This is a genomic window from Pontibacter indicus, from assembly GCF_900156345.1.
GTDB classification, from domain to species: domain Bacteria; phylum Bacteroidota; class Bacteroidia; order Cytophagales; family Hymenobacteraceae; genus Pontibacter; species Pontibacter indicus.
Genome location: NZ_FTPP01000002.1, coordinates 1,184,033 through 1,195,906, shown reverse-complemented (window position 1 = coordinate 1,195,906; position 11,874 = coordinate 1,184,033). Strand labels below are relative to the sequence as shown.

Annotated in this window: 11 protein-coding genes; 6 read left to right on the top strand and 5 right to left on the bottom strand. The window is 52.1% G+C overall.

Annotated features, from left to right (window positions below; translation table 11 throughout):
• Together B0B12_RS14100 and B0B12_RS14095 are read left to right on the top strand one after the other, a co-directional pair.
• Complete coding sequence (locus B0B12_RS14100) at positions 1 to 1,077, top strand: LptF/LptG family permease (RefSeq protein ID WP_076669814.1); 1,077 nt, start codon at positions 1 to 3, stop codon at positions 1,075 to 1,077.
• Positions 1,077 to 2,018: a DMT family transporter gene (locus B0B12_RS14095; RefSeq protein WP_076669811.1), complete on the top strand. Its 942-nt coding sequence runs from the start codon at positions 1,077 to 1,079 to the stop codon at positions 2,016 to 2,018. Before B0B12_RS14100 ends, B0B12_RS14095 begins: the two co-directional genes overlap by 1 nt.
• Here the strand turns inward: B0B12_RS14095 and ispE are convergent.
• Together ispE and B0B12_RS14085 are read right to left on the bottom strand one after the other, a co-directional pair.
• Positions 1,974 to 2,780: a 4-(cytidine 5'-diphospho)-2-C-methyl-D-erythritol kinase gene (gene ispE, locus B0B12_RS14090; protein WP_076669808.1), complete on the bottom strand. Its 807-nt coding sequence runs from the start codon at positions 2,778 to 2,780 to the stop codon at positions 1,974 to 1,976. The two genes, B0B12_RS14095 and ispE, sit on opposite strands and share 45 nt — an antisense overlap.
• Before the next feature lie 193 nt (positions 2,781 to 2,973).
• Positions 2,974 to 4,104 (bottom strand): trans-sulfuration enzyme family protein, encoded by a 1,131-nt coding sequence (locus tag B0B12_RS14085; protein ID WP_076669804.1) that lies wholly within the window; start codon positions 4,102 to 4,104, stop codon positions 2,974 to 2,976.
• A gap of 144 nt (positions 4,105 to 4,248) precedes the next feature.
• Here B0B12_RS14085 and B0B12_RS14080 point away from each other — a divergent pair, with 144 nt between their 5' ends.
• The 4 genes from B0B12_RS14080 to B0B12_RS14065 all read left to right on the top strand — a co-directional run bounded on the left by B0B12_RS14080 (position 4,249) and on the right by B0B12_RS14065 (position 9,057).
• Positions 4,249 to 5,316 carry a ferredoxin--NADP reductase gene (locus tag B0B12_RS14080; RefSeq protein WP_076669801.1) on the top strand — a complete coding sequence of 356 codons (1,068 nt, stop codon included), beginning with the start codon at positions 4,249 to 4,251 and terminating at the stop codon, positions 5,314 to 5,316.
• Between the two features lie 204 nt (positions 5,317 to 5,520).
• Positions 5,521 to 5,865 (top strand): hypothetical protein, encoded by a 345-nt coding sequence (locus tag B0B12_RS14075; RefSeq protein WP_076669797.1) that lies wholly within the window; start codon positions 5,521 to 5,523, stop codon positions 5,863 to 5,865.
• A gap of 16 nt (positions 5,866 to 5,881) precedes the next feature.
• Complete coding sequence (locus tag B0B12_RS14070) at positions 5,882 to 7,507, top strand: serine hydrolase (RefSeq protein ID WP_076669794.1); 1,626 nt, start codon at positions 5,882 to 5,884, stop codon at positions 7,505 to 7,507.
• Between the two features lie 98 nt (positions 7,508 to 7,605).
• Positions 7,606 to 9,057, top strand: coding sequence for a S41 family peptidase (locus B0B12_RS14065; RefSeq protein ID WP_076669790.1), 1,452 nt, complete (start codon positions 7,606 to 7,608; stop codon positions 9,055 to 9,057).
• Positions 9,058 to 9,185: 128 nt separating this feature from the next.
• Here the strand turns inward: B0B12_RS14065 and atpC are convergent, their stop codons facing one another.
• From atpC to B0B12_RS14050, 3 genes are all read right to left on the bottom strand, one after another.
• Entirely contained in the window at positions 9,186 to 9,431 is a 246-nt protein-coding gene (gene atpC, locus B0B12_RS14060; protein WP_076669787.1) for an ATP synthase F1 subunit epsilon, read from the bottom strand.
• Positions 9,432 to 9,517: 86 nt separating this feature from the next.
• Positions 9,518 to 11,023 (bottom strand): F0F1 ATP synthase subunit beta, encoded by a 1,506-nt coding sequence (gene atpD, locus B0B12_RS14055; RefSeq protein ID WP_076669783.1) that lies wholly within the window; start codon positions 11,021 to 11,023, stop codon positions 9,518 to 9,520.
• A 281-nt stretch (positions 11,024 to 11,304) separates the two neighbouring features.
• A complete protein-coding gene (locus tag B0B12_RS14050; protein WP_076669780.1) occupies positions 11,305 to 11,754 on the bottom strand; it encodes a hypothetical protein in 450 nt (149 codons plus the stop codon).
• Between the last annotated feature and the right edge of the window lie 120 nt (positions 11,755 to 11,874).

Sequence of the window (11,874 nt, the reverse complement as noted above, 5' to 3'; positions counted from 1 at the left end):
TTGAAGCTAATTGACAAATACATCCTGAAGAAGTTCCTGACCACGTATGTGTTCACGGTGCTGATCATGGTCGCGGTGATCCTGGTGATTGATTTCACCGAGAAGAATGACGACTTCATCAAGCACAGCGTGCCCATCTCCGAGATCATCTTCGACTACTACATCCACCTGATCCCGTTCTATGCAAACATGCTGAGCCCGATTACGGTGTTCATCGCCACGGTGTTTGTGACTTCCAAGATGGCCTCCCATACCGAGATCGTGGCTATTTTGAGCGGGGGTGTGAGCTTCAAGCGCTTCCTGGTGCCTTACCTGATCGGGGCCACCCTTATCGGGGCTTTGATTTTTGGCCTCATCGGCTGGGTGATCCCGAACTCGAACAAAGAAAGTGTGGCCTTTCAGGTGAAGTATGTGAAGAGCCCCTTTACCTACGACAGCCGCAACATTCACCTTAAAATAGCACCGGATACCTACGTGTACATGGAGAGTTACAACAACACGGCGCACGTGGGGTATAACTTTGCCATAGAGGAGATAAAAGGCACCAACCTGAGCAAGAAACTGTCGGCTAGCAGCGTGCAGTGGAACCCCGATACAGAGAAGTGGAAAGTGGACCGCTATACCCTGCGCACCTTCGACGGCGAGAACGAAAGCATCTACCATGGCGGTGCGCTGGACACCACGCTCAACATGCTGCCCAAAGACTTCGAGAGCACCTACAAACTCGAAACGACTATGACACTGCCGGAGCTCAACCGCTATATCGACGAAAAAATAAGCCGTGGCGCCGACGACATTGAAACTTACCTGATCGAGAAATACGAACGCTACAGCTATCCTTTCGCTATTATTATCCTAACAGTGATCGGGGTGATCGTGAGTGCCCGCAAGGCGCGTGGCGGCGTGGGGATGCAGATCGCGTTGGGCTTCTTCCTGGCCTTCGTTTTCATCATTTTCGTGATCACGAGCCGCAGTCTCGCCCAGGTTGGTGACCTCAACCCCATGATTGCGGCCTGGGTGCCGAGTATTATTTTCACAGGTATAGGCTTCCTGCTTTACCGCTATATTCCCCGCTAATGCCGCGTCTGAAGGATTTTATCGAGCTCCATTTCATTGTGTTGTTATGGGGCTTCACTGCCATATTGGGCAAACTGATCACGATTCCGGCGGTAGAGCTGGTGTTCCTCCGCACGCTCATCGCAGCGCTCGCAATAGGCGTCATTATTTACCGGCGCAAGACGCCGTTCTGGCTGGGCCGTAACAACATGTTCATCATGATGGGAGTCGGGCTGATGATCTCGGCGCATTGGATTCTATTCTTTGCCTCGGCCCGAATTTCTTCGGTTTCGCTCTGCCTGGTAGGTATGGCCACCTGTAGTCTGTGGACGGCTCTGCTGGAGCCCGCTTTCACCAGCAAAAAACTAAGATTCCACGAAATTCTGCTGGGTGTGCTTATCCTGGTAGGCCTCTACATTATTTTCCGGGCTGAGACGGAGTTTGACAACATGCTGGGCATCGGTATGGCGGTCGGGGCCGCGCTTTTGGGCGCCGTTTTTACAATCATCAACGCCCGCCTGGCTAAGAAGCATCCTTCCACTACCATCACCGCCTACGAAATGGCGGGGGCCTGTATCGGTACGGCCTTGTTCTTCCCGCTTTATGCCGGTATGTTTACAGAGACGGGTTCGCTGAGCTTTGCCATGAACGGCATGGACTGGGTATACCTGCTGGTGCTGTCATTGGTGTGTACGGTGTACGCCTACACGGCATCTGTCAGGCTGATGCAGAAAATATCGGCCTATACCATGAACCTGACCGTGAACATGGAGCCGATTTACGGCATTCTGCTGGCCTGGCTGATCTTCAATGAGAACGAGCAGATGACCTCCAACTTCTACATTGGGGCCACCATCATCCTGGTTAGCGTGTTCATCCACCCCGTGCTCGACACCTACAGCGAGCGCCGCCAGAAATTAAAGCAGGCCTCGCCAGAGAAGGTAGTGGCCGGGGAAAACTAAGTCTGCGGGTTCTTCTTTAAACAAGCCATAAATAGCCGAGCCTGATCCGGTCATGGAAGCATAATCGGCGCCTGCACTGTAGAGCTGGTCCTTTATATCGGCCAGCTCCGGATAGCGCGGAAAAAGCGCCTCCTCAAAATCATTGTGGAGCACTTCCTTCCATACCTTCACATCCTGCTTCAGGTACATCTCAATGCCGCAGCTGGGCTTTTTAGGTATGATGTTGCCATAGGCTTCGGCCGTGGTGATGTGGATGCCCGGGTATACGACCACGCAGGTATGGCCACTCAGGTCCAGCTCCACCGGTTTGAACACATCCCCTTTTTCCACTGCGATCACCGGTTTGTTGCGGATAAAGAAAGCGCAATCGCTGCCGAGCTGGCGGGCGTAGTTTTCGAGCTGCTCTTCGTTTAAGTTGAGTTCGAACAGGCTGCTGAGTTGCTTCAGGGCAAAAGCCGCGTCTGCCGAACCGCCTCCCAGCCCCGCTCCCATCGGAATGACCTTGTGCAGGTGCATGTGCACGGGCGGCAACTGGAAGTCCCGCTGCAGCAGACGATAGGCCTTCAGGCACAGGTTCGTATCCGGGTTGCCGGGCACGGGCAGTCCGCTCATGGTAAAGGCTTCTTCATCAGCCGGCACGATCTCCAGCGCATCACACCACCGCACCGGATAAAAGCACGACTCCAGGTTATGAAATCCGTCCGGGCGCTTCTCTGTCACGAGCAGTCCCAGGTTTATCTTTGCATTCGGAAAATCCAGCATAGGTATGGCAGTTTGCAGGTAATATAATACGTATCACGACGCACGTATCAAGTAGCACGACTTATCTGTTTGACAAAGGACTTTTAGACAAACGACGAAAGACTTGATCGCACCATAAGGCTTCAGAAAAAGAGAACACTTACTGACACAGGTATAGCCTCCTCCTTTTCTCACTCACTCATTCACTAACTTACTAAATCTTATCCAGCGCTTGCGCCAGGTCCGCCAACAGGTCTACGGTTTCTTCTATACCTACCGAAAGCCGGATTACTCCCAAGGTGATGCCTAGTTTCTGCTGTTGCTCCGGGCTCAGGCTGCGGTGCGAGGTGCGAAGCGGATGCGAAATGGAGCTGCTCACACCTGCCAGCGATGGGGCGAACGGAATGTGCTTCAGCGACCGCATAAAGGTGTTGACTGTGTCCAGGTCGTCTTCGATCCGGAAAGAAAGCATGCCCCCGAACATACCCGAGCCCTGTGCCTTGGCTAGTTTGTGTTGTGGGTGCTGCGCCAGACCGGGATACCATACCTGTTTCACCTTCGGATGGTTGCACAAAAACTCGGCTACGGCCATTGCATTAAAGCAGTGCTGCTTCATACGCACGTTCAGCGTCTTGAGGCCACGGGCTGCCAGCCAGCTCTCGAAAGGGCTCAGGTTGAGGCCATACACCCGCATGATCTGCTTGCTGCGCTCTATGTCTTCTGACTTGGCTGTCACTACCGCACCCGCCGTCACGTCGCTGTGCCCGGACAGGTACTTGGTCACGCTGTGGATCACCATGTCGGCACCGAGGTGGAGCGGTTTGGTGATGACGGGTGAGGCAAAAGTATTGTCGATGAGCAGCTTTATACCTGTGCGTTTGGTTTCGGTGGAGAGCCGGTGGAGGTCCACTACCTGCAGCAGCGGATTGCTCATCGTCTCAGCCAGCAGCAGCCGGGTGTTCTCCTTTACGTGCCCGTCCAAGGTATAGAGCTCGGCACATGGTACATAGCTCACCGCTATTCCCATGCGGGTCAGCTCCTGCGAGAGCAGGGCCGCTGAGCCACCATAGATCTCTTCGGCACAGAGCACATGGTCGCCTGACTGGCAATAGGTGAGCACCGCCGTCAGGATGGCCGACATACCCGACGAAGTGGCCACAGCACCGGCACCACCTTCCAAACCGTTCACCTCATCGGCCAGCTCGTCGGAGTTAGGGTTGCCGTAGCGCGTATACATGTACTTGTGGTCGGGCTGGTCGAAGTACAGTTCCAGGTCGTTCAGGTCTTCGAAGGTGAAGACCGAGGTCTGGTAAATGGGCGTGGTTTTGGGATGGATCTGTGCCATGGTCAGGTATAGCGTATTTATCGTTAAATATAGGCAGGATTTGGAAATAGACCGGCAAACCTGCTTATTTTTGAGACAAGGCACCACTCCTGGTTTCACCCGGGGCCGCCCGACTCGTATAGCCTATAAGCTTCGCAGACAAAAATGACACACCCTATATCTGAAAATAGCCGCCATTACCGTAGCCTGATCATTCGCCACATACAAGAGGAAATACCCGGCGTGAAGACCTTCTCGCTGGAGCCTGAGGATGGTGAGCCGCTTCCCTACAAAGCAGGCCAGTACCTGACGCTGGTGCACCATAGCGCGCACGGCGAAGTCCGCCGCTCCTACTCCATCACCTCCTCACCTGCATTGCAGGAGCCGCTCACCATTGGGGTGAAGCGCATTGAGAACGGCCTGTTTTCCCGCATGCTCGTGGACAATGCCCGCATCGGCGACAAACTGGTCACAACCGGGGCGGCCGGCCTGTTCACGCTACCGGAGCAGTCCTCAGCCTATAAGCAGATCTTCTTTCTGGCGGCCGGCAGTGGCATCACGCCCATTTACTCCCTGCTCAAAACGCTGCTGCATGCCCGTCCGGAGCTATCGGCGGTGCTCTTTTACAGCAACAGCTACCCTGAGAAAGCCATGTTCCTACAGCCGCTACAGGACCTGGCAACCCAATTCCCAGAAAGGCTCCACACTGAATTTCTTTACAGCAACTCCCCGGACCTGAGCCGGGCGCGCCTGCACAAGGATCTGCTGCAGCGCTTTATCAGTACACTTGCTAAAGTGCCGCACGACGAGCTGCTTTTCTACATCTGTGGCCCTGATAACTACATGCGCCTGATGTCGTTTGCGCTGCGGCAGTATGGCATACCGGAGCCCAACATCCGCAAGGAGATCTTCAATACCGACATCCGCAAGCCTGCCAAGCTCATCCCACCCGACACATCCGCCCGCAAGGTGACCCTGCATATCGGCGGTGAGGCGCACCAGATCGTTTCGCGTTACCCCAACAACATCTTGCAGAGTGCCCGTCAGGCAGGCATCGCTATACCTTACAGCTGCGAAACAGGCAAGTGTGGTAGCTGCCTGGCCCGGGTGCTGCAAGGCAAGGTATGGATGTCGTACAACGAGGTGCTGACCGAGCGCGACATCGAAAAAGGGATGACGCTCACCTGCGTTGGTTTTCCGGTAGGCGGGGATGTGGACCTAGAGGTGCTGTAACTACTCCGGTTCTACATTATCTTCTAAAAAGTGTAGGTTGTATTATACATTGAATGTAGGTTTTGCTATATTTAGTGAAGCTTAGCCTGCCAGCGCTATACCTGACGCAGAAGCTTTACTAGTTGAAATAGTATCGATCAAGAAAGCTTTTACCCAAGCGTTTTGATTTGCTGGCATCAACAAAGTACCGAAAAACCTCAACCCATGAAAACATTTTCTGCCATTGCTGGACTCGTGCTCATTTCCCTTGCGGCACAGGCACAAGACCTCGACCGACCGAAGCTTCGCTTAAAGCCATCTTACAGAAAGCTCGACCTGGGTCACACGGAGAAAGACATTCCTTCAGGTATACCAAATCAACTGGAAAAGCCTGGCAGCAGGTATAGCCTGTTTCCCAAATCCACAGCCAAAAAACCAGACACGGCCAGCGCCAAAAAACCCCATGGGCTTATGCCAGTCATGAAGCCTGATTCAACCGTACGATTTCCAATTTTAGCTGTAAAACCCGATTCTACGGTCGCTTTCCCAATGCCAGTTATCAAACCTTAGCCCTACTTCCAGGCCTATGAAATTTTGTAACCCCTCCCGTCTCCTCTTAGCTGTCCTTTTCCTGCTGAGCAACTTTCCGTTCGCTCAGGCACAGACCATTACCTCCCCTGAAATAGACAAACTCGTGGAGCGGACGATGGCTACTTTTCAGGTGCCAGGTATAGCGGTGGCTGTGGTGAAGGACGGGAAAGTGGTGCACATGAAAGGCTATGGCGTCAACTCGCTCAGCACTGGTGAGAAAACGAACGAGCATACCTTGTTTGGCGTGGCCTCCAATACCAAAGCTTTTACGGCGGCATCGCTGGGCTTGCTGGTAGAAGAAGGCAAGATCAAGTGGGACGACAAGGTGGTGAAGTACATACCTGAGTTCCGCCTCTACAACGACTACGTGACAGCAGAATTCACGATCCGCGACCTGCTCACCCATCGCAGCGGCCTCGGCCTGGGTGCCGGCGACCTGATGCTCTTCCCCGATGGAAACGACTTCACGGCAAACGACCTGATCCGCAACATACAATACCTCAAGCCAGTCTCCGATTTCAGGTTGAAGTACGACTACGATAACCTGCTCTACATCGTGGCTGGCGAGGTAGTGGCCCGCGTGACAGGCACCAGCTGGTCGGATTTCACCGAAAAGCGCATTTTGCAGCCCTTGGGCATGACGCGTAGCGCCGCCAGCTACGAAAGGCTCCGAGACCCGTCCAACACCATCGAGGCCCATGCCGTGGTAGAAGGAAACTTGAAAGTGATCGACCGCTACAACCTGCCTTTCGGCGCAGCGGCCGGCGGTATTTACACCAGCGTGCACGACCTAAGCAAGTGGCTGCTGATGCTTATGAACGAGGGTAGGTATGGTGATGACCTGAAACAGGGGTTGCTCACGCAGAAAGTCATTCGGGAGCAGTGGACCCCGCAAACCATTATACCTTACCATGGCAAGAGCCCTTTCAACACGCATTTCCGTTCTTATGGCCTCGGCTGGTTCCTGAGCGATGTGAAGGGCCACAAGGAAGTGAGCCACACAGGCGGTTTGCCAGGTATGGTGAGCCAGGTAACCATGCTGCCCGAACTGAACCTGGGCATCATCGTGCTCACCAATCAGCAAAACGGCCAGGCCTTCCGCTCCATCACCAACACCATCAAGCAGGCCTATCTCGGCATGGAAGCACACGACTGGGTAGCGGAGCTGAAAAAAGAAGAGGATGAATACATAGCCGAAGCCACTGCTTATACCGACATGATATGGGCAGATGTGAACAAAGTGCTGAAAGAAAAGAAATCGAAAGTTGCTTTTGATAACTATGTAGGCACGTTCGAAGACAAGTGGTTTGGCCACGTGGAGATTTACCGTCAAAAGAACAAACTCTACTTCAAGTCGCTCCGGTCGCCCAGACTGCAGGGCGAAATGCTCTACTACAAAGACAACACCTTTGTGGTGAAGTGGACCGACCGCACTTTTGAAGCCGATGCTTTTGTAGTCTTTGTACCCGACCAGGAGGGCAAACTCTCAGGCATCAGCATGAAGGCCGTCTCCCCGCTCACCGACTTCAGCTACGACTTTCACGACCTGGATTTTACCAGGGTGCAGGCCGTACCGCAGAGCTCGGCTATACCTGCAGCCAAGCGAAAGCAAGGTTTATAAGCGCTATACCTTCGCTCCTAATTCCAGCAATTACATGCCGCTCTTTTCAAAGCTGGCTTTAATAAGTTAACATCAGCCCATTATATTCAACCCCTTCCATGAAAGCAATCTTACCCGCCCTGCTTACCTTTTTCTTATTTGCCTCTACAACGCTTTCCTTACAAGCGCAGGATTGCAATTGCGAGGAAGCCTTTGACGCAACCGTAGACGCTTATGAAAAAGACTACTCCCTGTTTATTTACAAAGTGACAGACAAGAACAGAGAGCTATACAACGCACATAAGGTCGTCATTCGAAGCAAAGCGGAGCATGTGACTGACCTAAGCGACTGCAAAACCATTCTCGAACAGTATCTGCATTTTTTCAGAGACGGGCATACCTACATCTTAGACCCCAGCCAGAAAGTCTTCCACAAAGAGAAAATTGCCCTCTCTGAGAAGCAATTCAAAAAAGCGTACAAGAAACAGAACTATAGCCTCAACCAGGTACTTGGCATCTGGGACAATGGCAGCTACACAGTGGCTGTCATTCCAAACCCCGCAAAAAGTGGCCGCGAAAGAGACTATGTCGGCATTGTGTTGAGTAGCACAAACAAAAACTGGCAGTCCGAAGACGTTAAATTTGAGCTTACCTCAACTGCCGGCGCTTCCTTTAAAGTCAACTTCATGATGGGAGACCATGCTATCAGAAAGACTACCGGCAAACTGGTAGGCAAAGCCCTGCTGGAGATGGATGGTTTAGGCGACTGGACCAAGGTATGGCCTGAAGTAGAAAAGCAACCTAAAACCGACATTGAAGCTAAATACAAGCAGTTTCACATAGCCTATATCGACGACATCCCCTATCTCCGGCTCCCGGATTTCTACTCCGTCGACCGGTCTTATGTTGACAGTCTGCTGAAAGCACATCATGACAATATCATGAAAGCTGATTTGATGGTTGTGGACGTGCGGGGAAACAGCGGTGGAAATGATGCCACTTACTTTCCAGTGATGCCTTACGTGCTGAGCGGCCCTGTAGAAATACCTACAGGCGGCTTTTGGCTAAGTGATTATAACCTTCAGCAACTGATGGATTATAAAACAGGCAAGACCGGTAAAAAAGTTGAAGAGTATACCGAAAAGGAAAAGGAAACCTACGATCTCCTGATGGCGAACAAAGGAACTGCTTATTACGATTATCCAGAGCCATATTTCACCTACAAAATGGACACGCTATACCTTGGCCCGAAGAAAATTGCGATTCTGACAGACAAAGAAACGGCGAGCTCCGGCGAGACTTTTGTATTTCGCGCTAACCAAAGCGACCGCGTAGTGGTGTATGGACAGAACACCGCAGGCGTCGTAGACGGATTCAATGGCCTCTCGAAGAACGTTGGCTGTTTTGAGGTTGTGTTTCCATCGTCCTACCGAGCAAGAGATCTTGAAAAAAATCCGATTGACCCCTATGGTATCGCGCCGGATGTTTTTGTGAACGAGAAAGTGGATGCCTTGACCTATGCTATCGAGCACATGCGGCAGTTGATCAAAAACGGAAGCGCTCAGGAGTAGCCGCTTGGCCAGGCATAGTAGCTATACCTTATCTTCCCATCCAACCTTACTTCTTAAACAAAGCAAAAATCCCCTTCCACTCTTTCGAGCAGAAGGGGATTTCTGTTTATGCTTTAGCTGGTGCTGTACTATTCCGTAACGGACTCAGCCAGTACGATGATCTTGTTGTTCAGCACTTCTACCACACCACCATCCACGGTAAAGAACTCCTGTCCTTGCTTGGTAGTGATACGGATTCTGCCGCTGTCCATGGTGCTGATAAGGGGAGCGTGCGAGTTCAGGACTTCAAACGAACCGTTTGTACCCGGAAACTGAGCCGCCTCTACCTCACCGGCAAAAACCTTCTTATCAGGTGTGATTATCTCTAAATACATTTTTTAATGTGCTAATTAGTTAATGTGCTAATTAGCTAATGCACTAACGCGAATTAACACATTAGCACATTAGCACATTTCTTTAATTACTTAGCTTCGGCCATCAACTTCTCACCTTTCGCTACGGCGTCTTCAATGGTACCAACCAGGTTGAAGGCTGCCTCAGGCAGGTGATCGTACTTACCGTCCATGATCTCGTTGAAGCCACGGATGGTATCTTTGATGTCTACGAGTACACCGGCAAGGCCAGTGAACTGCTCGGCTACGTGGAACGGCTGAGACAGGAAACGCTGCACACGGCGCGCTCTGTGTACAACCTGCTTATCTTCTTCAGAAAGTTCGTCCATACCCAAGATGGCGATGATGTCCTGAAGTTCTTTGTAGCGCTGCAGAATCTCTTTCACGCGCTGTGCTGTACCGTAGTGGTCTTCACCCAGTACTTCAGCAGAAAGGATACGCGATGTAGAGTCCAGTGGATCCACCGCAGGGTAGATACCCAACTCGGCGATCTTACGGGAAAGTACGGTAGTGGCGTCCAAGTGAGCGAACGTTGTCGCTGGAGCCGGGTCAGTCAAGTCGTCCGCAGGTACGTAAACGGCCTGTACGGAAGTAATGGAACCACGCTTAGTAGACGTGATACGCTCCTGCATGGCACCCATCTCTGTTGCCAGCGTTGGCTGGTAACCTACCGCTGATGGCATACGACCAAGAAGGGCCGACACCTCAGAACCCGCCTGCGTGAAGCGGAAGATGTTGTCGATGAAGAACAGGATGTCGCGACCAGCACCAGTACCGTCACCATCACGGAAGTTTTCAGCAATGGTAAGACCAGACAGGGCCACACGTGCACGTGCCCCTGGCGGCTCGTTCATCTGACCGAACACCAGTGTCGCCTGCGATTTCTCCAGCTCGGCCATGTCTACTTTCGACAGATCCCATCCGCCAGCTTCCATGGAGTGCTTAAACTCGGCACCGTAACGGATAATGTCAGATTCCAAGAATTCGCGAAGCAAGTCGTTTCCTTCGCGGGTACGCTCACCTACACCGGCAAACACAGACAGACCAGAGTAGGCCTTGGCAATGTTGTTTACCAGCTCCATGATGAGTACCGTTTTACCTACACCGGCACCACCAAACAGACCAATCTTACCACCTTTTACATAAGGGGCCAGCAGGTCGATTACTTTGATACCAGTATAAAGGATTTCAGAAGAGGTTGCCAGTTCTTCGAAACGAGGCGCAGCGCGGTGAATTGGCAGACGCGTGTTCGTAGCAGGCTGAGGAATACCGTCGATCGCTTCGCCAATAACGTTGAACAGACGGCCGTTGATCGCGTTGCCAGTTGGCATCGTGATTGGGCCACCCAGGTCAGTTACCTGTGCACCACGGGTAAGGCCTTCGCTGGAGTCCATCGCAATGGTACGTACACGATCTTCGCCGAGGTGCTGCTGCACTTCCAGCACAATGCGTTGGCCGTTTTCTTTAACTACCTCAAGCGCATCGAGGATGTTTGGTAATTTTGCGTTTTCACCCGCAAAGCTAACGTCCACCACCGGACCGATAACCTGGGTAATTCTGCCAATATTCGCCATTTGACTTTTTATATTGATTAACTGTATAACGGAGTTATTTCAAGGCGCAAAACTAAGGTATATTAAGGACAATTCCACACAACACCCTAAAAAGTTTTAACTTACTCTAAATCAAAGCCTAGCCTCTCCTTCCCCAGCCTTTATCCGGGAAACGGCTTCGCCGCCCTGAAAAGGCACAGCGCCGTGTCAACCACACGGTTGTGCCAAGTTAGGCGATCGCTATACCTCAACCCCTATACCTTGAAACCTCCTGCACGAGAAATGTACAAACAGCGGCGAGCTTACAGGCGCTCTAACACCAGCTGCACCTCTTCAATATGGCTGGTTTTGTCCTGTAGCCTGGGCGGCGGCGATACCTCCAGCAGCGTTATTTTATAAGGTATAGCATTTACCATTGCCCGCGCTTCGTCCTCAAAGTGGCTGCTGCCGTAACAATAGCCCAGGCACATGGTCATGGTTTCGCCTATGCCGGTGCCTGTCTCCAGTCGTAATTTTACCTCCACTTTGCCATAGGTCACGCAGAACACATCGCTGGGGCACCTGCCGTCGCTCACCTCCATTACCTTTAGCCTGACCACCTGAACTGCCCCTACCCCACTGTTATTATATAGCGCTGCCTGGCCCTCTTTGAGCCTGATTATCTGACCTAACCGGGCGTTTACAGTACCCAGGTCCTCCTTCGAACAGGCGAGCAGGAGTATGAGCAAGGCGACAAACAGTACATTTTTCATGGCAAAGCACTATGTTTAGATAAATTGACCCTAAATTGCGGCAAAGCGTTGCATTCCTTCTCCGCTTATATATCCCCTTATGTTCCAATGATAGAGCACGCTGCAAACAGGCACATTTAT